This window comes from Paraburkholderia sp. BL27I4N3, from assembly GCF_003386115.1.
Taxonomy (GTDB): domain Bacteria; phylum Pseudomonadota; class Gammaproteobacteria; order Burkholderiales; family Burkholderiaceae; genus Paraburkholderia.
In genome coordinates this window covers 2,309,063-2,329,463 of record NZ_QREJ01000001.1, presented here as the reverse complement: position 1 = coordinate 2,329,463, position 20,401 = coordinate 2,309,063, and the positions used below count along the sequence as shown (strand labels likewise).

Below are 20,401 nucleotides of genomic sequence, written 5' to 3'. Positions count from 1 at the left end.
GAATAACTGAAGCGGGAGACATCATGAAAGGTTTTTTCAAGTACCTCTTATTGCCGGCATTGGTGGTGAGCGTGTTGGCAAATATGAAGGACATCAAGCGCTATATCCGAATTCGCAACATGTAGGCGGCGTCGGTCAGGGAGATGGCGATGAGCACGCATGCACAGCCCGCCGGGCCGGGTTCGACGCAGCATCCGGCGGTCGCGGGACCGGTGGGTGAAGAGATCCGCGTGCGCGGGCTGGTGCAGGGCGTCGGCTTCCGGCCGACCGTGTGGCGGCTGGCGCATGCCTGCGGCGTGGTGGGCGACGTGTGCAACGACAGCGACGGCGTGCTGATTCACGCATGGGGCGACGCGTGGATGCTGCAGCGTTTCATCGACAGCCTGAGCGCCGAGTGTCCGCCGCTCGCGCGGATCGACGCGATCGAGCGGCATGAGTTGAACGAGGCGGCCGGAGCAAGCGACTTTCGTATCGTGCCGAGCGTGCGCGGCCCGGTGCAAACCGGCGTCACGCCCGACGCGGTCATCTGCGCCGACTGCGCGGCGGATACCGCCGACCCGGCGAACCGCCGCTATCGCTACCCCTTTACGAACTGCACGCACTGCGGCCCCCGGCTGTCGATCGTGCAGGCCATTCCCTACGATCGCGCCAATACGACCATGGCGGCCTTCGTCATGTGCGACGCGTGCCGTGCGGAATACGACGATCCCGCCAACCGGCGCTTTCACGCGCAACCGGTCGCGTGCCCCGCATGCGGCCCGCGTGTCTGGCTGGAGAGCCGCGATGGCGCGCGCGTGCGCGGCGACGATCCGTGCCGCGCGGCAAGCCAGTTGCTGCGGCATGGCGCGATCGTCGCGATCAAGGGCTTAGGCGGTTTTCAACTGGCCTGCCGCGCGAACGATGAAACCGCGGTCGCGCGTCTGCGGCGGCTGAAACGGCGCGAGTGCAAACCCTTTGCGCTGATGGCGCGCGACCTGCAAGCCGTGCACCGGTATTGCACACCGAATCAAGCCGAATGCGCGCTGCTCGCGAGCGCCGGCGGACCTATCGTGATTCTGTCAGCCGATGGCGCCGAATGCGTCGCGCCGAGTGTTGCACCGGGCGTCGGCACATTGGGCTTCATGCTGCCGACCACGCCGCTGCATCGGCTGCTGATGGAGTCGATCGATTCCGCGCTGGTCGTGACGAGCGGCAACACCAGCGACGAGCCGCCGTGCATCGATAATGCGGACGCCCGCGCGCGTCTCGGCCGTATCGCCGATGTCTTCCTGATGCACGACCGCGACATTTCGCGCCGGGTCGACGATTCGGTCGCGCGCGTGGTGCGGGGAACGGCGCGGATCGTGCGGCGCGCGCGCGGCTATGCGCCGGCGCCGCTGCTGTTGCCTAAAGGTTTCGCCGATACGCCGGCCGTGCTGGCGACGGGCGGCGAACTCAAGAACACCTTCTGCCTTGCGCGAGATGCGCAGGCGATCGTCTCGCATCACATCGGCGATCTGGAAGACGCGCTGACGTATGCGGACTATCGCCGCGCGGTGGCGCAGTATCTGCGTCTGTTCGAGCATGAGCCGCGGGCAATCGCGCTCGACCTTCATCCTGAGTATCTGTCGCGCAAGATCGGCTACGAGCTCGCGCAAGCCTCGCAGATTCCAGTGGTCGAAGTGCAGCATCATCACGCCCATCTCGCCGCGTGCATGGCCGAAAACGGCGTGCCCTTCGATGCGTCGCCGATGCTGGGCGTCGCGCTCGACGGTCTCGGTTACGGCGACGACGGCACGCTGTGGGGCGGCGAATTCATGCTGGCCGACTATCGCGGCTATACGCGGCTCGGCCGCTTCAAACCGGTGGCGATGCCGGGCGGCACGCGCGCCATCGACGAGCCGTGGCGCAATGCCTACGCGCATCTGCGGGCGGCTTTCGACTGGTACGGATTCACGCGGCACTACAGCGGTCTGGAGATGCAGCAATTCCTGAGCAGCCGCCCGCGCGCGGCGCTCGACTCGATGATCGCGCAGCGCGTGAACAGCCCGCTCGCGAGTTCGGCGGGCCGTTTGTTCGACGCGGTGGCCGCCACGCTCGGCGTGTGCCGTGAGCGCGTGCTTTACGAAGGTCAGGCCGCGATCGAACTGGAGGCGCTGGTCGATCAGCACACACTGCGCAACGACAGCGACGCGCATGCGTATCCGTTCGAGCTGACCAACACCATGCCAGGAGGGTTGCGCTGCATCGAACCCCGGCCAATGTGGGAAGCCTTGCTCGACGATCTGCTGCGCTGCACGCCCGTGCCGGTGATCGCGGCGCGTTTTCACAAGGGCATGGCGATCGCGATCGTGCGCATGGTGGAGTGTCTTGCCGATCTGCTGACGGGCCCGGCCGACACGCGCAGCGTCGCGCTGTCGGGCGGCGTGTTCCAGAACCGCATCCTGTTCGAACAGGTCGCCACGCGCCTCAACGAAGGGGGTTTTCGCGTGCTGACGCATCGCCAGGTGCCGGCTAACGACGGCGGATTGTCGCTCGGGCAGGCGGTGATCGCGGCGGCACGGACGCGCGATGAGGGTTGATAGTTTGCACGGGGTAGAGGGGAGAGCGACATGTGTCTGGGCATTCCAGGGCAGATCGTCGAAGTGACGGATGCGGCGAACGATCTCGCGCTCGTCAATGTCGGCGGTGTGCGGCGCGTGATCAACATCGCCTTCGTGATCGACGAAGACCGGCCGGCTAGCGCGTGCGTCGGCGAATGGGTGCTGGTGCATGTCGGCTTTGCGATGAGCCGCGTCGACGAGCGGGAGGCGGCGCGCACGCTTGCGCTGCTGCATGAACTGGGCGTCGCGCAGGGCGAGATGGATGAGTTGCGCGGCGCGCCGTGAGCGCGCCGGCACCCGCACACGGAGACCGGTCATGCCCGAACACGAATCGCTGCAAGCGCTGTATCCGTTCCTGCATGGCGCGCATCAGGACGCGGAGCGGCTCGACGCCGCCCTGCTCGAATCGGTGCGTCGCAAGGCGCAGGACAGCGTGGACGCGAAAACGCGTTTCTTCGAGGAAAGCGCGCCCGAGGTCGTGCGCGTGGCTCACGCGATTGCCGATGTGTATCGCCGTGGCGGACGGCTCTTCGCGATGGGCAATGGCGGTTCGAGTTGCGACGCGGCGCATATCGCGGTCGAGTTTCTTCATCCGGTCACGACAGGACGCCCCGCGCTCACCGCCGTCAATCTCGTCGCCGACATGGCCATGTTGACGGCGGTCGGCAACGACGTCGGCTTCAATCATATTTTCGTCCGGCAACTGGTGGCACAGGCACGGCGCGGCGATGCGCTGATCGGCGTGTCGACGAGCGGCAATTCGGAGAACCTGCTGGCGGCATTCGCGAAGGCGAAAGAGATGGAACTGCTGACCATCGGACTCTCCGGTCACGACGGCGGACGCATGGCCACGAGCGCCGCGCTCGATCATTGCCTCGTGGTGAGAAGCGACAGCATTCATCGCGTGCAGGAGACGCATGTCGCGATTTATCACATTCTGTGGGATCTCGTGCATACGCTGCTCGCCGACGATCGCGGCGGTCTCGGCGCTTCGGCCACGGTTGCTGCGGGAGGCACGCCATGAAATACGTCGATGAGTTTCGCGACCCGGACAAGGCGAAAACGCTCGCGAAAGAAATCCGCGCGCTGGTGTCGCGCATCGAGCGCGCGAAGCAAAGGCCGCTGCAAATCATGGAAGTGTGCGGCGGCCACACTCACACGATTTTCCGCTACGGCATCCAGCAACTGCTGCCCGACACCGTAGAGTTCGTTCACGGTCCCGGCTGTCCCGTGTGCGTGCTGCCGATGGGTCGTGTCGACGATTGTGTCGCGCTGGCGGAGCGTCCGGAAGTGATTTTCACGACATTCGGCGACGCGATGCGCGTGCCCGGTTCGAAGAAAAGCCTGCTCAAGGCGAAAGCCGACGGTGCCGACGTGCGCATGGTCTATTCGCCGCTCGACGCATTGAAGATCGCGCAACTCAATCCGCACCGCGAGGTGATCTTCTTCGGCCTTGGCTTCGAGACGACCATGCCGAGCACCGCGATGACCGTCTTGCGGGCGCATGCGCAAAAGGTCGCGAATTTCTCGCTGTTCTGCAATCACATCACCATCATTCCGACCATCAAGGCGATTCTCGATTCGCCGGACTTGCACCTCGACGGCTTTCTCGGCCCCGGACATGTCAGCATGGTGATCGGCACGCGCCCGTACGACTTCATCGCACGGCACTATCGCAAGCCGATCACGGTGGCCGGCTTCGAGCCGCTCGACGTGCTGCAGTCGATGTGGATGGTGCTCAGGCAGATCGCGGACGGCCGCTGCGAGGTCGAGAACCAGTATGGACGCATCGTGCCGGAGGATGGCAACGCGCAGGCGCTGTCGGCGGTGGCGCGGGTGTTTGAGACGCGTGAGTTTTTCGAATGGCGTGGACTCGGCTCGATCGATCATTCCGGCGTGCGGATGCGCGAGACATTCGCGGCATTCGACGCCGAGCGCAAGTTCGCGGTGCCGAATCTGAAGATCGCCGATCCGAAAGCCTGTCAATGTGGCGAGGTGCTCAAGGGCGTGATCAAGCCGCATCAATGCAAGGTGTTCGGCACAGCGTGTACGCCCGAGTCGCCGCTCGGCGCGCTGATGGTCTCGAGCGAAGGGGCGTGCGCGGCGTATTACAACTATGGGCGCATCGATACGTCGCGGATCGATGAACGGCGCGCGGCGCGGCAAGCGGCGGCTGAGTTGGCGACTCAGGTAGCGCCGTGTCTCGGCGCGGGCGGCGTGGCCGATGCGGCTGCGGCGATGCTCGCCACCTCCACCGTGCGAGGCGGCCCATGAATGACCGCGCTGCCACCTCGATCAAATCCAGCGCGCCACGCCGCGTGCGGGACGCATCCGTCAATCTCGCGCACGGTGGCGGTGGCCGCGCAATGCGCGATCTGATCGAAGACGTGTTCGTGTCGGCGTTCGACAATCCCACGCTCGCGGCGCTGGAAGATCAGGCCGTCTTCGCGCTTGCCGATCTCGCCGCGCACGGCGACCGGCTTGCCTTTACGACCGATAGCTATGTGGTCGATCCGCTGTTCTTTCCGGGCGGCGACATCGGCACGCTGGCGGTGTCCGGTACGGTGAACGACCTGGCGGTGTGCGGCGCGACGCCTTTATATTTGTCGTGCGCGGTGGTGATCGAAGAGGGATTCTCCGTCGATCTTCTGCGCCGCGTGGCGGCGAGCATGCAGCGTGTCGCGCTCGAAGCCGGCGTCGCGATCGTCACGGGCGACACGAAAGTGGTGGAGCGCGGTTGCGCCGACAAACTGTTCATCAACACCGCGGGAATTGGTGTGGTGCGCCGCGATGTCGCGATCTCGGCGCGCCACGCGCGTCCCGGCGACGTGGTGATCGTCAACGGGTATCTCGGCGATCACGGCGCGGCGATTCTGGTGGCGCGTCAGCAGCTTGCCCTCGAAGCCGACATGGGAAGCGACTGCTGTCCGCTCAACGGCCTGATCGCGGCGATGCTCGACGCGTGCCCGCAGATCCACTGTCTGCGCGATGCGACGCGCGGCGGCGTCGCGACCGTGCTCAATGAATTCGCGCAAAGTTCGAACGTGACGATACGGCTCGTTGAAGCCGCGCTGCCCTTGCGTGAACAGGTGAAGGGCGCGTGCGAGATTCTCGGCCTGGACCCGCTGTATCTCGCCAATGAAGGCAAGCTGGTGGCCGTCGTGCCGGCCGATGCCGCCGAACGCGTGCTGGCGGCCATGCGTGCGCATCCTGAGGGACGCGAGGCGGCGGTGATCGGCACGGTCGAACGCAGCGAGGCGGAGGCGAGCGGACTTGTCGTCATGCAGACGGTGTGCGGCGGACAACGCATCGTCGATATGCTGGTGGGCGAGCAACTGCCGCGCATCTGCTGAGCGGTCAAAGGGAGCGCGGCGTGCACGAGTTGAGCATTGCGAACAGCGTCGTCGAGATTTGCGCGGAACAGGCACACGGCGCGCGCGTGCGGCGCGTGACGCTGGAGATCGGGCAACTGTCGGCGGTGATGCCGGAGGCGATCCGGTTCTGCTTCGACGTGTGCGCGAAGGATACGTCGGTGGAAGGCGCGGCGCTCGAGATCGTCGTGATGCCGGGCGAGGCGCGCTGTCTCACGTGCGGTGCAACGGTCGCGCTCGAGGTGCCGTACGGGCAGTGCGCCTGCGGGAGCGAGAGTCTCGAACTGATTTCCGGTCAGCAGTTGAAGATCCGGCAGATGGAGGTGGTGTGATGTGTACGACATGCGGATGTTCGAATACGCAGAGCGCGGCAGTGACCGATCTGGATGAGACGGTGGAGGGTGGTGCACAGACGCGGCCGGAAAGCAGCAGCGCGGGTTCAGCTGCAAACGCTTATCGGCGAGTCGGCGCGCATCCGCATGCGGGTGTCGGTGGCCATTTGCATTCACACTCACACTCACACTCACACAGCCAACGCGATGATCACGAGCATGAGCACGGAGATGTCCCACACCATCATCACGAACATGAACACAGCACCTCGATCGACCTCGAACGCGACATCCTGGCAAAAAACCAGCTACTGGCCGAACGCAATCGCGGCTGGCTCGCCGGCCGTTCGATACTCGCGCTGAACCTGATGAGTTCGCCGGGCGCCGGCAAGACGACCTTACTCGAACGGACGATCCGCGATCTGGGTAACGCGTTCCCGCTGACAGTGATCGAAGGCGATCAGGCTACGCTCAATGACGCCGAGCGGATTCGCGCAACCGGCGCGCGAGTGGTGCAGATCAACACCGGCACTGGGTGCCATCTCGACGCGGAGATGGCGTCGAGGGCGCTGACACAACTCGACCCGCCGTTGCATTCGGTGGTGATGATCGAAAACGTCGGCAATCTGGTGTGCCCGGCGTTATTCGATCTCGGTGAAGCGGCCAAGGTTTTGATTCTTTCGGTGACTGAAGGCGAGGATAAGCCGATCAAGTATCCGCATATGTTCCGGGCGTGTTCGCTGCTGTTGCTGAACAAGATCGACTTGCTGCCGCATTTGCGCTTCGATGTAGAGCGCTGTGTCGCGTATGCGAAGCGTGTCAATCCGCAAATGGAGATTCTTCAGGTGTCGGCGCAGAGCGGGGAGGGGATGGATGGGTGGTATGGGTGGTTGCGGACGAGAGCAACCTCGATTCACGCGTAGAGTGAGGAGCGAGGCCACCGCATATACACGGTGAGCCACCGCTTCTGCGAGCCAGAGTCAGAATTTATGGCGCATGCCAATCCGCACCACCGCCTGCTTATCATCCGCCGAAGCAGATGGCCCGTTGATCGCGGCAACCGCCTGTTTCATGCCGACCTACGGGCAAATCGGTCGGCCTGCGATTATCTGATCGACTGTTTCGTCGAAGCCGTCGCGTCGGCACCGGTTTTCCAGTTCGATACCGTTCGCGCTGATGCGCTCTGACTGCCACACACACCGCCACTGTGCGTGATCAATGCGATGCCACGCGTTTGATGCGATGGAAGTTGCGATCGAAGTAGATCAACCCGTCGCCATCGCTGCGCACGCTGATGCGTGTGGTCTTCACGAACATCACCGAGTGCGAGCCGACTTCCTTCAGGTCGACGATCTCGCCTTGCAAACTCGCCAGCGCGTCGCGCAGGACCGGCACGCCGTGCGCGCCTTCATCCCAGATCGGCCAGCCGAAGCGTTCTTCCATCGGCACCTGGGTCATGCCCGCGAAGTGGCGTGCGAGCAGTTCGTGTTCGCCGGGCAGCACATTGACGCAAACCTGCCGGTTGCTCTGGAAGGCCGCATGCATCGCGCTCGACCGGTTCAGGCAGACCAGCAGTGTGGGCGGCGTATCGGTGACGGAGCACACGGCGCTGGCGGTCACGCCGCAACGTCCGTGCGGGCCGGCTGTCGTGATGACGTTCACGGCGGCACTGAGGTGCGCCATGGCTTGACGGAACTGCTGTTTGACGTCGATAAGAGCGTCGGCGTCGGGCATCGCGTGTTGGGTCGGCGTCATCGTTTGGATTCCTCGGGCAGGTGTCGAGTGATTGGATTCAAGCGTACCCAATCGCCATGCAGAAAAAAATCCGCGCGAGCGGCAGGCGGGCAGGCGTGTTTCCCAGTGCATCTAAAGCTTTCCCCAATGTGTGGTTGAACACTGGACACACGCACCACGATTAATGAGTCTTTCAGGGTAACTATCGCTTTGCAGCGCTTTTCTCGCTGGTTATGATGAACCGGGTATTACGCTTCGAATCGCATCTACAACGACCACCATGCCCCAACCCTCGCCATCCGCCACGCCCCTCGCACCGATCGTCTATATCGTCGATGACGACAGCGGCATGCGCACGTCGCTCGCGTGGCTGCTCGAATCGGTTGGCGTGAAGTCGGCGGGTTTCGCCAATGCGAGCGAGTTTCTCGGCGCATTCAATGCGGACGTGCCCGCCTGTCTCGTGCTCGACGTGCGCATGCCGGAGCAAAGCGGCTTCGACGTGCAAGCGGAATTGAATCGCCAGGGCGTCACGTTGCCGATCATTTTCGTGAGCGGCCACGGCGATATTCCGATGTCGGTGCGCGCGCTGCAAAACGGCGCGATCGATTTCGTCGAGAAACCGTATAACTCGCAGCAGATGCTCGACCGCGTGCAAAGCGCACTGAAGCTCGCGGCGCATCGTCATGCGGCCGGCCAGAAGCAGCGCGAGTTGCGCAAGCGGATCGAGTCGCTGACCGCGCGTGAAAAAGAAGTCTTGCGTGGCGTGATCGACGGCAAAGGTAGCAAGCGCATCGCCAGCGATCTGTCGATCAGCGTCAAGACCGTCGACGTGCATCGCGCGAGCATCAAGGACAAGCTCGGCGCGGCGTCGATTGCGATGCTGGTGCGCGAGGTGATGGCGGTGTGGGATCAGGACGCGAACGTGGGTGCCATTCCGCGTTGATGCATGCATGCCGCTGTGGCGTTCGCGCGCGACCGCAACTGAATCAGCATCAACATCAGCGCATGAAGAGTCCGCCGTTCACATCCCAGCACGCGCCGTTCGCGAAGTAGGCATGTTCCGCGGCGAGCATCACCGCGACATCGGCGATATAGTCCGCGGAGCCCAGACGTCCCGCTGGAATGTTCGCGATCACCGCCTTCAGTTTGTCGGGCGCCACGCTTTCATGCACGATCGGCAGATCCATAGGTCCGGGCGAAATGGCGTTGACGGTCACGCCCGCCGCGCCGAGATCGCGCGCGAAGACCTTGGTGAGCGTAATCACACCGCCTTTCGCGGCCGCATAATGCGCGCCGGTTGCGGAGCCGCCGTTCTGTCCCGCAAGCGACGCGATATTGACGATACGGCCCGCGCCGACGTCGGCGAAGTGCTGGCCGAAAACCTGGCAGCCGAACAGCACGCTGCGCAAGTTGACGTTGATGACCTGATCGAATTGCTCGGCCGTTATTTCCATCACGGAGACGACTTTGGAGGCCCCCGCGTTATTCACCAACGCGTCGATACGCCCCCAGCGCTGCAGGATCGCGTCGCGCGCCGTCGTGAAGGCGGCTTTCGCGGTGACGTCGAGATTCAGCGCGAACGCAGTGGAACCGTCGGCGCTGAGATCACGCGCGAGCGCTTGTGCGGCATCGAACGCGATATCGCCGATGGCGACCGCGTAACCCGCCGCATGAAAGCGCGTGGCGATCGCGGCGCCCAGACCGCGCGCGGCGCCGGTGACAAGAACGACTCTCTTCTGCATTGCATCCACTCCACTTCGAAATAGCGGCCGCTGTTCGAGCGGCCCGAGGCATCGCCGAAGCGAATCAAGCGGCGAGGGCGGCTTCGAAACGCGCCGCGATCGCGCATACCTGCTCATCCTGGCCTTTGCGTCCGACGATCTGCAAACCTGCCTTGAGCGACGAGCCGCGGATCGGCAACGGCAAACTCAGCGCGGGATGGCCGCTCAGATTGAACGGCCGGATCAGCGACGACATGGCGATCACCGACGTGCCGCTGCGCGCCTGTTCAAGTGTGATCGGCAGCGCAGGAAGCGTGGGCAGAATCAGCACGTCGACATTGTCGAGCGCGTGGTCGACCGCCGCGGTGAAGTCGCGGCGCACCTGTTCCGCCGCGTCGAGTTGCGCGGCGGTGGTGTTGGCCGCGGCGCGCAGGCGCGCGTCGAGATCCGCGCCGAGTTTGCCGCTCGCCACCAGATGCCCGAACGCGCGCGAGGTCTCGACGTTGATCACGGCGACGCCCGCGTCGAAGGCGGCGGCGAGACCTGCAAGCGCCAGCGTATGCGCGACACAATCCGCCTTGTCGGCCACGCGCGTGACGGCGTCGAGGATTTCGGCCGTGGCCTCCGCCTGCACGATGCCGACCTTGCACGCACCTTGCCGCGCGTGCGCGGCATTCGTATCGAAGTTAGCGGTGATGGCCTGCATCGCGGCAACGAGCGTGCGCATGTCGCGTGCAAACGGTCCGACACAATCGAGCGTGGATTCTCGGGGCGCCACGCCGAGCCGCGACACGCGCCCGAAGGTGGGCTTCAATCCGATCACGCCGCAGCAGGCGGCGGGTCCGCGAATCGAGCCGCCGGCGTCGGTGCCGAGCGCGGCGTCGGCGAGTTTCAGGCCGACTGCCGCCGCCGATCCGCTCGACGATCCGCCCGGGATGCGCGCAGCGTCCTGCGGATTCTGCGGCGTGCCGGTGTAGTCGTTGATACCGGTCATGCCGAACGCCAGCTCATGCATGTTCGCCTTGCCGACAATGTGCCAGCCGGCGGAAAGCAAACGTTCGACGACTTCCGCATGCCGTTGCGCGGGCGGCGTATCGGCGAGCGCGCGGCTCGCGGCGGTGGTGGCGTAACCGGCGATATCGATCGTGTCCTTGATCGCGATGCTCGGACCGGTGCCGCCTAACGACAGCGTCTGGATAAACTCGTTCATGGGTGCGGTTTCCTTGCATTGACTTGCCACGGCGCGTCGAACAGGCGCTCCGTGCGAAAGTGCGTGATGAGCCAGTCGCGGCCGTTATCGGCAGGCGCGAAATCCACTTCGAGACGCGCCGAGATCAGTTCGGCCGGCGCATCGACATAGCCCGATGCCTGCAGCATGATCCAGCGGCCTTTCGCGCTCGCCGCCTGAACGTCGATGGTTTCCGACGTGAGGAAGTGCACGTTCACCGAGAAATGCGGCGAGGGCGGCAGGTAGCGTGTGAGCATAGCGAGAATTTCAGCGTGGCCAGTCAGGCGGCCGAACTTGTTCGCGTACTGTGGGCCGATGCCTTCCCAGATCGCGTCGGCGCGGAAGAGAGCGGCGAGCGTTTCGCCTTCGACCACACCGGACGGAACGTCGCATAGCGCCATATAGCGCGCCATGGTGCGGCGCACGGCCGATTCGGCTTCGAGCGCGGCAAGCCGTTCGGTCAACTTGGCAAGCGTATCCTGGTTCGCGTTCATTGCAGTGCGCTCCGATACACTTAAGCGGCGTTGGCATGTTGCGGCGGCACTTGCAGCGCGCGTCCGACACGCGCTTCGATCTTGCCATAGCGCCACAGGTTGTATTCACCCACCGGCGTGGTGCGATACAGATTGCACACGGCGACAGTCGTGTCGAAATCGCGCACGTCCGCCATGATGTAGAAGGTCCACGGCGAGTTGTCGGCATGGCCCACGGTGAGGCGGTCGTCGTCCATGATGCCGAGCACCTTGACGCCTTCCATCGACTCGATCGCGGCCAGCATCTTGCCGTAAGCCTGCCAGACTTCGCCGATCTGTTCGCGCGGCAGGTCGAAGAAATTCTGCGTGACGCCGCAGCAGAACAGAACACGCAGTGGCAGCGTTGAGGTATCGGACATGAGAGGTTGCTCCTTGCAATCTGGTTGTGCGGATAGTGACGGATCAGAAAATGGCTTACAGGTAGCCCGGAATCGGCGGCACGCCGACAAACACCGCGCCTGCGCCGTCATAGTTGCCTTCGCCGAGAAACGCGTGCTGGGTCACGACCATCGAATCGCGCATCAGGCGTTGCAGCGGATGCGAGCGATATATCGCCATCGTGCCGCCGAGCCGGTAAGCGCGCTGCACGACGTCGGCGCCTTCGCGGGCGATCTGCGTCGCCGAAAGACGCAGCAGGCTCACCTGATCCGCGGTGACGGGATTGCCGGCGAGGATCGATTGCCAGACCTGGTGAGTGGTGTCGTAGAAAAATGCGCGCGCCGAGCGCAATTGGGCCTCGGCTTTCGCGAGTTCGATGCGGTAGTACGCGCGGTCGGCGTGTTGCGGCGCGCCTGTGGTCGTCTTGCGGCCGCCGGCCATGTGGTTGGCGACGTCGAGCGCGGCGCGGGCGAGTCCGAGGTTGACCACGGCGAGCACTTGCGCGGCGTAGGCGATGGTTGGATAGCGATACAACGGCTCGTCCACGCACGGTTCGCCGCCACGCACGAAGGTCCAGTCATCCGCGACGAACTGGTCGGAGACGCGCAGATCGTGACTGCCGGTGCCCTGCATGCCGACCACCTCCCAGTTCTCGACGATCTCCACCTGATGCGCACGGAACACGGCCGTGCGCGGTTTGCCGCCCGCACCTGGAGCACCGACACCGATGCCCACGCCGAGCCAGTCCGCGCCTTTGCAGCCGCTCGCGAACTTCCATGTGCCGTTCACACGCCAGCCGCCTTCAGCGGGCTGCGCAGGCTGCACCGGGAAGAGGCCGCCCGCGAACACCTGGTCGGGGCCGTCGGCATAGATTTCCGCTTGCGTATGCAACGGCAGCGCCGCCAGATAGACGTTGGCCGAGCCGAAGCTCGCGACCCAAGCCGCCGAACCGTCCGCGACCGCGATGCGCTCGATCATGTCGAGAAACAGGGCAGGCGCCAGCGCGTCGCCGCCGAACCGCCTCGGCGTGGCCGCGCGATACACACCCGCACGCTTGAGCTTCGCGATCACGTCACGCGGCACATGCGAAAGGCGGTCGAATTCATCGCGGCGCGCGACGATCTCGGCGATCACTTCGTCGAGCGGCAGGCGGGCGGTATTCGACGTGTTCGATGTATTCGATGTATTCGATGTATTCGACTGTTCGGCAGCAACGGTGGCGGTGGCGGACATGGTGGGGCTTCTCCTTGATTCGTTATTGACTGAAACGCACGACGTTGGGCCCGAAACGACGAGCCGCGCAGATTCAGACCAGTCTAGAAATGCAAAAAGAACGCTTCAATTGGGACGCGGCGCGCAGTTTTAGGTAATGCTCCGGGGTCGTCTAAAGAAATCTTCAGAGGCGCAACACGCGCACTGGTGTTATGTTTCCGTCCATACGTAATCGAACCTGCGTGCCGTACTCCCCGATGAATTTCCCCGCCGAAGAAGACTTCCACCGCCTGCTCGACGCGCTCACGCTGTGCGTGCTGCTGCACGACGCCGACACCAAGGCGATCGTGTGGGCCAATCGCGCGGCCTGCGAGGCGCTCGGCTTCACGCTCGCCGAATTGCTGCCGCTCAAGGCGAAGGACATGACGCGGCCGGTGCCGAAATACCGCCGCGAGATCGGCGTCGGCGCGATGGACCGTTCGATCACCGAAGGCCCGCAGGTCTACGAGTGGTGTTACCGCTCGCGCACCGGTGCCGACATGTTGTCCGAGGCAATCGCCACTTACGTGCCGCTGCGCGAGCGCGCGGTGGTGATGGTGCAGTTCCGCGACATCAGCGTCGAAGACACGCTCAAGCAAACGCTGCGCCGTTACGAATCGCGGCTGCGCGAATTCATGCAGGATCTCGGCGAAGGCGTCGCGGTGCTGACGCCCGTGGGCGAAGTGGAATTCGTCAGCGAATCCGGCCGGCGCGTGCTCGGCCTGGAAGAGGGCGCGCCGATGGGCGCCGTGCTCGACTATTGCAGCGAGCCGGACCGCGAGCGTCTGCTGGAACAGCTCGCGAACGCGCCGCGGATTCAGCCGTCGGTGCCGCAGCGTTACCGCATCACACGCCGCGACGGCAAGCCGCGCTGGCTGCGTATTACGTGCCGCCGTATCGAGATCGAAAACGACCTGAACGGAAGGCTGCTGCACTTTCGCGACGTGACGGACGAAGTCGCCGTCGAAGACGCGCGACGCAACGAAGCGCGTTTGCTGGAATATGCGGGACGTTACAACGCGATGGGGGAAATGGCGACCGCCATCGCTCATGAATTGAGCCAGCCGCTTGCCGCCGTGCGCAACTTCATCGAAGGCTCGATCCGGCGGCTCGCGCAACCCGCTTCGATCGACGACGCCGTATGGGGTTTGCGCAGCGCCGATCGTCAGGCTGAGCATGCTGCATTGATCATCAAGAGTGTGCGCGATTACATCGTCAAGCGCGAGCCGAGCGAGACGCATGCGGATCTGCGCGAGGTGCTCGCGGACGTTGCGTACTTTATCGAGTTGCGCGCGCGCGAGGCGGGCGTGACGCTCACGATCGAGCAGGCGACGCAGCCGCTGCCCGTGTACGTTGAGCGTGTATTGATCGGTCAGGTGGTGTTGAATCTGGCCTTCAACGCGATCGAAGCGCTGGGAGAAGGGACAAACAAAAGCGTAACCCCGGAGAGCCGTGAGCTTCGCCTCGTCACGCACCTGCGCGGCAAATACGCGATTGCCCAGGTCATCGACAACGGCCCAGGCGTTCCCGCCGATGCTCACGGCCGTCTGTTCGACGGCTTCTCTTCGTCGAAAGCGGGCGGCAACGGCATCGGGCTTTCGCTGTGCAAGAACATCGTCACGCGACACGGCGGCGAGATCTGGGCAAAACCGGCTAGGCATGGCGGGCTCGAATGCAGCTTCTCGCTGCCGCTCGCCGCCGCGCCGGCCGGTTGAGTGCAACAGATCAATCATGCGTGGTGCTGGTGTTGCGCGGAATCGTCACGAGCGTGAGCGCGGTAATTACGCCGAAGCCGATCAGCATCAGCGCGACCGGCCACGGTGCGCGCACTTGTGCGTACAGCGCGGTAGCGACGAGCGGCGCGAGTCCGCCCGAAAACACCGAAGCGATTTCGTGGCCGAGCGCCATGCCCGAGTAGCGCACTTCGGTAGGGAACAGTTCGCCCATCAACGCGGGTTGTGTGCCGATCATGGCCGCGTGGCAGAAGGGCAGGCCGAGCACCAGCGAGAGGAACACCAGCATCGGTTGATGCGTGTCGATCAGCCAGAAGGCGGGAAATGCAATCACCACCAGCCCGAGCGCGCCGATCATATACACGGGCCGCCGTCCGATTACATCCGATAGACGTCCCCACAACACGATCGTCACGAGTTCGAGCAGCATGGCGGCCATCACGCCGCCGAGCATCACCGAAACCGGCACGCCGATCGTCTTGCCGTACACCAGCACGAACGACAGAAAGATATACGTTCCGCCGTTTTCGGCGACGCGCAGCCCCATCGCTTGCAAGACCTGCTTCGGATGATTGCGCAGCACCGTCAGCACAGGCATGTGTTTCGGTTTGGCGGCGGTGAAGTCGCGGCTCTCCGGCAAGCGCCGGCGAATGTACACGCCGACGCCGAAGATCAGCACGCTGGCCAGAAACGGCACACGCCAGCCCCACGACATGAAGCTTTCCACCGGCAAGCGCTGCACCAGATAAAACGCAGCCGCCGACAACACGAAGCCACCCGCCACGCCCAACTGGCTGAACGCCGCATAGTAGCCGCGACGATTGGCCGGCGCGCTCTCGCTGATCAGCAGCACGCCGCCGCCCCATTCGCCGCCTGATGCGATGCCCTGCACGACTCGCAAACACACGAGCGCGGCGGGCGCAAGAAAGCCGACTTGCGAGAATGTGGGCAACAGGCCGATACCGAAGGTGGCCACGCCCATCATCATCAGCGTGATGACGAGCGCGCGCTTGCGGCCATGCCGGTCGCCGATATGGCCGAACACGACACCGCCCAGCGGCCGCGCGAGGAAACCGATCGCGAAGCCCGCGAAAGCGGCCAGCGTGCCGAGTAGCGGATCGCCGTGCAGCGGGAAGAACAATGGTCCGAAGATCAGCGCGGCGGCCGTGCCGTACAGAAAAAAGTCGTACCACTCGAGCGCATTGCCGAGCACGGAGGCGACGATGATCCGCCGCAAGGTTTGCGAGGTGGCCGGTGCCGTGGTTGCAGGTGGTGATCCGGCCGTGGGAGAAAGCGTGTCGTTTTGCATCTGCGTGCCCGTTGGTTCGCGTCGACTAAAAGGAAAGGCGCTAGCGCCCCAGTGATTTCGCGGTCTGCCCGCCGATGCCGAAATCGGTATTCGGAATGTCCTTGATCATCACGCGGGCGGCGTCGAGCGGCGTGTCGAGCACGTCCGCGCCGGTCCGGCTGAGCGCGGAGATCAGGGCTTCCTTCTGCGCGGGCGTGCGGCCCGCGATCAGGATGGCCACGATGGTCAGCAGCGGCGCCCGACCATTCGCGTTGCTCACGCCGCCAGAACCGAAATCGTGCGACGGCAGTTCACTCAGCAGAATCCGCACCGATTCGGCGGGCGCGCCGATGGCCTTCACGGTCGCCTGAGTGAGGCCCGCGATCAATTGCGCCTTGCGCGCGGGCCAGTGACCATCGGGCAAATAAACTTCTAGTGTAGGCATGGCTGCGCTCGCGGTTTTTGAAGACCAGAAGATCAGAGCAGGAAGCCGATCGCGCTCAACGCTTCGGTCGAATCGATCAGACGGATCACCTTCTCCACGATGCGCGGCTCGCCGCTCGTGAAACTGATGCGATGCGTGAGGTCCGCAGCGAACAGCGTCGACTTGCCGCGTTTATAAGCGACGATCACTTGCGCCGAATTCACCGTCACTTCATCGTTGGCGTCGCTCGTGAGCGTGAAGCGCGACACGGTGCGAACGGTACGGGCGGCGTCGGTGGCCGATGCAGAATAGCCAGACGTCATGCGTTGCACGCGCTTTTCGCGCATGTCCTGGTCGTCGTACGCGTAGTTCAGCGTGGCGGCGAAGTCGGTGGTGTCGTGCTCGATCGGCACCACGTAGAAGCCGGCCGGGTCCCACAGCGTGAGCCACTCGCGATAGTCCTTGCGGTCCAGCAACTCGGCTTCGCGCCAGATGAGTTCGATTGCGCCGGCAAAAGTCTTCTGCGAAAACAGTGTGTTCCTGTCGTCCATCATGCCTGCTCCATCATCGTGCGCCATTGCGCGTACGCTTCGCGCATGCCGGTTTCGTCGGTGGCGTGCGCGGTCTTTTCGCCGTTCGGCGCGGTGCTCTCGCGATTCAGGCCTCGGTTGACGAGAATCGGCAGATCGGGGCCGGCATGCGAGCCGCGCTGCACGCGCTCCCATGCTTCGGCGTCGTCCGGGCTGCCGAAACCGAACGGGCCCTGGAAGTGCTCGTGAATGCGCAGGCGCACGCGGTTCGCTTCTTCGGGGCCGCCGTCCATGGCGAGCGCGACGTGACGGATCTCGGTCTCGTTCGCGGAAATGGGCCGCAGTACGCGGAAAAACGCCATCGACAGCGCGAGGTTCGGAAACAGATTCAGGTTGAAGCCGACGCCCATCAGCGAGCGCACGATGCGGCGCACCTGTTCCGGCGTGTGGTCCTTCGCGAGCGAGGCGGCGAGTTCTTCGAAGCGCTCGGGAATCGGCGCACCGTCGTCCTTGTCGAGATCGACGATTTCCGGCACCAGCACGGCGAGGCTGTGACCGTTGCCGAGCGAGCGGCAAAAGGCCTGGTCGCTCGTCATGAAGCTGGTGATCGCGGCGGCGGTTTCGTCGTCGATCGATTTCATCCACGATTTGTGGACCACGGGGAAGTGATACAGGTCGGTGGTGTTCTCGAGCTGGATCTTCCAGTTGCCGTTAAAGCGGAAGCGGTGTTCGCCGTTGGCCTTGATCGGATAGCCCGCGCCTTGCTTCATGAACAGATCGATCCACGGCCTGGCGCCGCCGAGGAAATCTTCCAGCGGCTCGATCTCCTGATTGAAGCTCGCGAAGATCAGGCCTTGATAGATGCCCACGCGCAGACTGGCGAGCGGCAGTTCGGTCTTGTCGATCACGCCTTCGTAACCGTCGCCGTACGGCAGCGCGCGCAAGGCGCCGTCCAGGCCGTAGGTCCAGCTGTGATACGGGCACGTGAAGCCTTTCGCGTTGCCCTTGTGCTGTTCGCAGACGGTCGCGCCGCGATGACGGCAACGGTTCTGCAAGACGTTGACCGCGCCGCTCTTGTCGCGCACCACGATCACCGGCTGGCGGCCGATCGTGGTGGTGCGGAAGTCGCCCGGATTCGGCAGTTCGCTTTCGTGCGCGACCCAGATCCACGTCTTGTAGAAAATGCGCTCGAGTTCCGCTTCGAAGACAGCCGGGTCGTAGTACAGCGAAGGGGCCACGCGGTCGGGCTGCGCGCGCTGATACAACGCGCTCGTATCGACGGTCTGATATGAGGATTCGCTCATGGCTTGTGTAAGTGGGGTGGTCGATGAAGGCAAGTTTCGTCGACTACTTGATATGCGTCAAATTGATCTAAAATGAAATATAAAATCAACCGCATGGATATCTCGATGAACTCGCTGGATCACGTCGACCTCAATTTGCTGCGCGTTTTTCAGGCGATCGTCGAAGAGCGCAGCCTGACTCGGGCGGGCGAGCGGCTGGCGCTGTCGCAGCCTGCCATCAGCTATTCGCTGGGTCGTTTGCGCACGCTGTTCGACGATCCGCTTTTCATCCGCACGCGCGCCGGCATGCAGCCCACGCCGATCGCGCTGGAACTGTCGACCATCGTGTCCCGCGCGCTCGACACCGTGCGCGAAGCGCTGCGTTACGCGGAGCATTTCGACCCGGCGGTGAGCACGCGGACCTTCCGGCTGTCACTGTCGGACGCGGGCGAACTGGCCTATCTGCCGCCGATCTGCGAGGCGTTGCATCGGCAGGCGCCGCGTGTGAGGCTGCGTATCGAGCCGCTGCCGGTCGAGGAAATGGAAGATGCACTGCGCGCGAGCCGGCTCGATTTCGCCATCGGCAATCTGCCCACGCTGACCGCGCGCACGCGGCATCAGGCGCTGTTCGAAGAGACGTACGTGTGTATGACGAGGAAGCGGCGCGGCTTGCCGCGCACAAGGGAACTGAGTTTGAAGGCGTTTCTGGACGCTTCGCACGTGCAGATCACGTCGGTCGAGCACAGCCATCACGCGCTCGACGACGAATTCCGCACGCAAGGTGTCGGGCGTCATATCGCGCTGGAACTACCGCATTTCGTGGCGTTGCCGAGCGTATTGGCCGTGACCGATCTGTTCGCTACGCTGCCGCGCCGCCTCGCGCACATTTTCAATCGCGACGGCGGTTTTCAGATCTATGATTTGCCCGTGACCTTGCCGATCGCGGCGGTCACGATGCATTGGCACGAGCATTTCGATCAGGACGAAGGCAACGTGTGGCTGCGCAATCTGATGGCGGATATCGTGAAGCGCTTCGACGAGAAGTGAAGGCCAGGCTCTCAGTACTTCAGACCTTTTTGAACAGGTCTCGCGCGATCGAACACAGCAACGTGGTGGTCGGCGATTCGTCCTGCAAGCGGCGGCTCATGATGATCGGCGAAGCGACGTTGGCCGCCGGAATGGGACGGTACACCACACCGTGCGCGCGCAAACCTTCCACGCTTTCCGGCACGAGACACACGCCCACTTGCGCCGCCACCAGGCCCAACGCGGTCTGCAATTCGCGCACTTCATGAATCGCCTTCGGCTCCAACGCATGATCGTGCAAGGCCGATAGCTGCTGATCGGCGTAGCTCGGCCGCGGCGTGCTCGGGTAGACGATCAAGGTTTCCTGCGCTAACGCTGCCAGCGTGAGCGGCTTCTTTTGTCGGGCGAGCGGATGGTCTTGCGGCAATGCGGCAATCATTCTTTCTTCTAAAAGAACCTCGCGCGCGAGTTGCGCGTCGTCGAAACGCAGGCGGCCGAAGCCCACGTCGATGCGGCCGCCCTTGAGCGCGCCGAGTTGTTCGATGGTGAACATTTCGATCAGCGACAGCTCGATATGCGGCGCGGCCTCGCGAAAGGCGCGGATCACGGCGGGGAGCGCGCCATACAGCGTCGAGGGCACGAAGCCGATCACCACGCGCTCAGCCAGCTGCGCAAGACGGCGCGTGAGCGGCGCGAGTTCGTCCGCTTCGTCGACGAGCCGCCTGGCCTGGGTATAGAAAATCCGCCCGGCTTCGGTTAGCCGCAGCGGCCGCGAGCCGCGCTCGAACAGCGCCAGGCCGACGCTTTCCTCGATCTGCTGGATCTGGCGGCTGAGCGGCGGCTGGGTCATATGCAGGCGTTGGGCGGCCCGCGTGATGTTCATTTCTTCGGCGACCGCGATGAAATAGCGGAGTTGGCGAAGTTCCATGCATACCCCTACGGTATGGAAGTAGTCGGAATCGGTGTTGGACTGCTTCGCGGGTTGTT

General features: G+C 64.0%; 23 protein-coding genes. 12 read left to right on the top strand and 11 right to left on the bottom strand.

Features of this window, described 5'->3' with window-relative positions; translation table 11 throughout:
- Positions 1–23 precede the first annotated feature (23 nt).
- The 9 genes from B0G71_RS42635 (at position 24) to B0G71_RS41310 (ending at position 7,472) form a co-directional block, all read left to right on the top strand.
- Complete coding sequence (locus B0G71_RS42635) at positions 24–125, top strand: DUF6893 family small protein (RefSeq protein ID WP_404935329.1); 102 nt, start codon at positions 24–26, stop codon at positions 123–125.
- A 24-nt stretch (positions 126–149) separates the two neighbouring features.
- Positions 150–2,561, top strand: coding sequence for a carbamoyltransferase HypF (hypF, locus tag B0G71_RS10730; RefSeq protein WP_116141573.1), 2,412 nt, complete (start codon positions 150–152; stop codon positions 2,559–2,561).
- Between the two features lie 30 nt (positions 2,562–2,591).
- Positions 2,592–2,867, top strand: a complete 276-nt coding sequence (locus B0G71_RS10725; protein ID WP_116117083.1) for a HypC/HybG/HupF family hydrogenase formation chaperone — start codon at positions 2,592–2,594, stop codon at positions 2,865–2,867.
- Positions 2,868–2,898: 31 nt separating this feature from the next.
- Positions 2,899–3,606, top strand: coding sequence for an SIS domain-containing protein (locus B0G71_RS10720; RefSeq protein ID WP_116141571.1), 708 nt, complete (start codon positions 2,899–2,901; stop codon positions 3,604–3,606).
- On the top strand, positions 3,603–4,856 hold the full coding sequence (gene hypD / locus B0G71_RS10715) for a hydrogenase formation protein HypD (protein ID WP_116117081.1): 1,254 nt from the start codon (positions 3,603–3,605) through the stop codon (positions 4,854–4,856). The genes B0G71_RS10720 and hypD overlap by 4 nt, the downstream gene beginning before the upstream one ends.
- Positions 4,853–5,935 (top strand): hydrogenase expression/formation protein HypE, encoded by a 1,083-nt coding sequence (gene hypE, locus B0G71_RS10710; RefSeq protein ID WP_116141569.1) that lies wholly within the window; start codon positions 4,853–4,855, stop codon positions 5,933–5,935. The genes hypD and hypE overlap by 4 nt, the downstream gene beginning before the upstream one ends.
- A 20-nt stretch (positions 5,936–5,955) precedes the next feature.
- Entirely contained in the window at positions 5,956–6,285 is a 330-nt protein-coding gene (gene hypA, locus B0G71_RS10705) for a hydrogenase maturation nickel metallochaperone HypA (protein ID WP_116141567.1), read from the top strand.
- The gene (gene hypB, locus B0G71_RS10700) at positions 6,285–7,208 is read left to right on the top strand and encodes a hydrogenase nickel incorporation protein HypB (RefSeq protein ID WP_116141565.1); all 924 of its coding nucleotides are present in this window, start codon (positions 6,285–6,287) and stop codon (positions 7,206–7,208) included. The genes hypA and hypB overlap by 1 nt, the downstream gene beginning before the upstream one ends.
- Before the next feature lie 66 nt (positions 7,209–7,274).
- The gene (locus B0G71_RS41310; protein WP_181916750.1) at positions 7,275–7,472 is read left to right on the top strand and encodes a hypothetical protein; all 198 of its coding nucleotides are present in this window, start codon (positions 7,275–7,277) and stop codon (positions 7,470–7,472) included.
- A gap of 28 nt (positions 7,473–7,500) precedes the next feature.
- Here B0G71_RS41310 and hpaC read toward each other — a convergent pair whose 3' ends face one another.
- On the bottom strand, positions 7,501–8,040 hold the full coding sequence (gene hpaC / locus B0G71_RS10690) for a 4-hydroxyphenylacetate 3-monooxygenase, reductase component (protein ID WP_116141563.1): 540 nt from the start codon (positions 8,038–8,040) through the stop codon (positions 7,501–7,503).
- 259 nt (positions 8,041–8,299) lie between these two features.
- Between hpaC and B0G71_RS10685 the strand changes: the two genes are divergently transcribed.
- Positions 8,300–8,962: a response regulator transcription factor gene (locus B0G71_RS10685; protein WP_116141561.1), complete on the top strand. Its 663-nt coding sequence runs from the start codon at positions 8,300–8,302 to the stop codon at positions 8,960–8,962.
- A 55-nt stretch (positions 8,963–9,017) separates the two neighbouring features.
- On the opposite strand, the gene B0G71_RS10680 is transcribed toward B0G71_RS10685, so the two are convergent.
- The 5 genes from B0G71_RS10680 to B0G71_RS10660 all read right to left on the bottom strand — a co-directional run bounded on the left by B0G71_RS10680 (position 9,018) and on the right by B0G71_RS10660 (position 13,112).
- Positions 9,018–9,761, bottom strand: a complete 744-nt coding sequence (locus B0G71_RS10680; RefSeq protein WP_116141559.1) for an SDR family NAD(P)-dependent oxidoreductase — start codon at positions 9,759–9,761, stop codon at positions 9,018–9,020.
- Between the two features lie 64 nt (positions 9,762–9,825).
- The gene (locus B0G71_RS10675; RefSeq protein ID WP_116141557.1) at positions 9,826–10,950 is read right to left on the bottom strand and encodes an amidase; all 1,125 of its coding nucleotides are present in this window, start codon (positions 10,948–10,950) and stop codon (positions 9,826–9,828) included.
- Entirely contained in the window at positions 10,947–11,462 is a 516-nt protein-coding gene (locus tag B0G71_RS10670; protein ID WP_116141555.1) for a nuclear transport factor 2 family protein, read from the bottom strand. Before B0G71_RS10670 ends, B0G71_RS10675 begins: the two co-directional genes overlap by 4 nt.
- 20 nt (positions 11,463–11,482) lie before the next feature.
- Positions 11,483–11,860 (bottom strand): hypothetical protein, encoded by a 378-nt coding sequence (locus tag B0G71_RS10665; protein WP_106284362.1) that lies wholly within the window; start codon positions 11,858–11,860, stop codon positions 11,483–11,485.
- A gap of 55 nt (positions 11,861–11,915) precedes the next feature.
- Positions 11,916–13,112, bottom strand: a complete 1,197-nt coding sequence (locus B0G71_RS10660; protein WP_116141553.1) for an acyl-CoA dehydrogenase family protein — start codon at positions 13,110–13,112, stop codon at positions 11,916–11,918.
- Positions 13,113–13,348: 236 nt separating this feature from the next.
- Between B0G71_RS10660 and B0G71_RS10655 the strand changes: the two genes are divergently transcribed.
- On the top strand, positions 13,349–14,845 hold the full coding sequence (locus tag B0G71_RS10655) for an ATP-binding protein (RefSeq protein WP_116141551.1): 1,497 nt from the start codon (positions 13,349–13,351) through the stop codon (positions 14,843–14,845).
- 10 nt (positions 14,846–14,855) lie between these two features.
- On the opposite strand, the gene B0G71_RS10650 is transcribed toward B0G71_RS10655, so the two are convergent.
- The 4 genes from B0G71_RS10650 to B0G71_RS10635 are packed head-to-tail and all read right to left on the bottom strand — an operon-like array spanning position 14,856 to position 18,409.
- Positions 14,856–16,172: an MFS transporter gene (locus B0G71_RS10650; RefSeq protein ID WP_106284365.1), complete on the bottom strand. Its 1,317-nt coding sequence runs from the start codon at positions 16,170–16,172 to the stop codon at positions 14,856–14,858.
- 40 nt (positions 16,173–16,212) lie between these two features.
- Complete coding sequence (locus tag B0G71_RS10645) at positions 16,213–16,596, bottom strand: tautomerase family protein (protein WP_116141548.1); 384 nt, start codon at positions 16,594–16,596, stop codon at positions 16,213–16,215.
- 32 nt (positions 16,597–16,628) lie between these two features.
- On the bottom strand, positions 16,629–17,129 hold the full coding sequence (locus B0G71_RS10640) for an aromatic-ring-hydroxylating dioxygenase subunit beta (RefSeq protein WP_116141546.1): 501 nt from the start codon (positions 17,127–17,129) through the stop codon (positions 16,629–16,631).
- The gene (locus B0G71_RS10635; protein ID WP_116141544.1) at positions 17,126–18,409 is read right to left on the bottom strand and encodes a Rieske 2Fe-2S domain-containing protein; all 1,284 of its coding nucleotides are present in this window, start codon (positions 18,407–18,409) and stop codon (positions 17,126–17,128) included. Before B0G71_RS10635 ends, B0G71_RS10640 begins: the two co-directional genes overlap by 4 nt.
- Before the next feature lie 105 nt (positions 18,410–18,514).
- On the opposite strand from B0G71_RS10635, the gene B0G71_RS10630 reads away from it, so the two are divergent.
- Positions 18,515–19,435: a LysR family transcriptional regulator gene (locus B0G71_RS10630; protein ID WP_116148495.1), complete on the top strand. Its 921-nt coding sequence runs from the start codon at positions 18,515–18,517 to the stop codon at positions 19,433–19,435.
- Between the two features lie 19 nt (positions 19,436–19,454).
- Here B0G71_RS10630 and B0G71_RS10625 read toward each other — a convergent pair whose 3' ends face one another.
- Positions 19,455–20,342 carry a LysR family transcriptional regulator gene (locus B0G71_RS10625; protein ID WP_116141542.1) on the bottom strand — a complete coding sequence of 296 codons (888 nt, stop codon included), beginning with the start codon at positions 20,340–20,342 and terminating at the stop codon, positions 19,455–19,457.
- Positions 20,343–20,401: the final 59 nt, after the last annotated feature.

What these genes read in the sequence shown, in the direction of transcription:
- B0G71_RS41310 (WP_181916750.1), top strand. Translation starts at nt 7,275, where the DNA reads ATGGCGCATGCCAATCCGCACCACCGCCTGCTTATCATCCGCCGAAGC.
- B0G71_RS10635 (WP_116141544.1), bottom strand. Translation starts at nt 18,409, where the DNA reads ATGAGCGAATCCTCATATCAGACCGTCGATACGAGCGCGTTGTATCAG.
- B0G71_RS10670 (WP_116141555.1), bottom strand. Translation starts at nt 11,462, where the DNA reads ATGAACGCGAACCAGGATACGCTTGCCAAGTTGACCGAACGGCTTGCC.
- B0G71_RS10725 (WP_116117083.1), top strand. Translation starts at nt 2,592, where the DNA reads ATGTGTCTGGGCATTCCAGGGCAGATCGTCGAAGTGACGGATGCGGCG.
- hypE (WP_116141569.1), top strand. Translation starts at nt 4,853, where the DNA reads ATGAATGACCGCGCTGCCACCTCGATCAAATCCAGCGCGCCACGCCGC.
- B0G71_RS10655 (WP_116141551.1), top strand. Translation starts at nt 13,349, where the DNA reads ATGAATTTCCCCGCCGAAGAAGACTTCCACCGCCTGCTCGACGCGCTC.
- B0G71_RS10720 (WP_116141571.1), top strand. Translation starts at nt 2,899, where the DNA reads ATGCCCGAACACGAATCGCTGCAAGCGCTGTATCCGTTCCTGCATGGC.
- B0G71_RS42635 (WP_404935329.1), top strand. Translation starts at nt 24, where the DNA reads ATGAAAGGTTTTTTCAAGTACCTCTTATTGCCGGCATTGGTGGTGAGC.
- hypF (WP_116141573.1), top strand. Translation starts at nt 150, where the DNA reads ATGAGCACGCATGCACAGCCCGCCGGGCCGGGTTCGACGCAGCATCCG.
- B0G71_RS10665 (WP_106284362.1), bottom strand. Translation starts at nt 11,860, where the DNA reads ATGTCCGATACCTCAACGCTGCCACTGCGTGTTCTGTTCTGCTGCGGC.
- B0G71_RS10640 (WP_116141546.1), bottom strand. Translation starts at nt 17,129, where the DNA reads ATGATGGACGACAGGAACACACTGTTTTCGCAGAAGACTTTTGCCGGC.
- B0G71_RS10650 (WP_106284365.1), bottom strand. Translation starts at nt 16,172, where the DNA reads ATGCAAAACGACACGCTTTCTCCCACGGCCGGATCACCACCTGCAACC.
- B0G71_RS10660 (WP_116141553.1), bottom strand. Translation starts at nt 13,112, where the DNA reads ATGTCCGCCACCGCCACCGTTGCTGCCGAACAGTCGAATACATCGAAT.
- B0G71_RS10680 (WP_116141559.1), bottom strand. Translation starts at nt 9,761, where the DNA reads ATGCAGAAGAGAGTCGTTCTTGTCACCGGCGCCGCGCGCGGTCTGGGC.
- hpaC (WP_116141563.1), bottom strand. Translation starts at nt 8,040, where the DNA reads ATGACGCCGACCCAACACGCGATGCCCGACGCCGACGCTCTTATCGAC.
- B0G71_RS10675 (WP_116141557.1), bottom strand. Translation starts at nt 10,950, where the DNA reads ATGAACGAGTTTATCCAGACGCTGTCGTTAGGCGGCACCGGTCCGAGC.
- B0G71_RS10625 (WP_116141542.1), bottom strand. Translation starts at nt 20,342, where the DNA reads ATGGAACTTCGCCAACTCCGCTATTTCATCGCGGTCGCCGAAGAAATG.
- B0G71_RS10685 (WP_116141561.1), top strand. Translation starts at nt 8,300, where the DNA reads ATGCCCCAACCCTCGCCATCCGCCACGCCCCTCGCACCGATCGTCTAT.
- hypB (WP_116141565.1), top strand. Translation starts at nt 6,285, where the DNA reads ATGTGTACGACATGCGGATGTTCGAATACGCAGAGCGCGGCAGTGACC.
- B0G71_RS10645 (WP_116141548.1), bottom strand. Translation starts at nt 16,596, where the DNA reads ATGCCTACACTAGAAGTTTATTTGCCCGATGGTCACTGGCCCGCGCGC.
- B0G71_RS10630 (WP_116148495.1), top strand. Translation starts at nt 18,515, where the DNA reads ATGAACTCGCTGGATCACGTCGACCTCAATTTGCTGCGCGTTTTTCAG.
- hypD (WP_116117081.1), top strand. Translation starts at nt 3,603, where the DNA reads ATGAAATACGTCGATGAGTTTCGCGACCCGGACAAGGCGAAAACGCTC.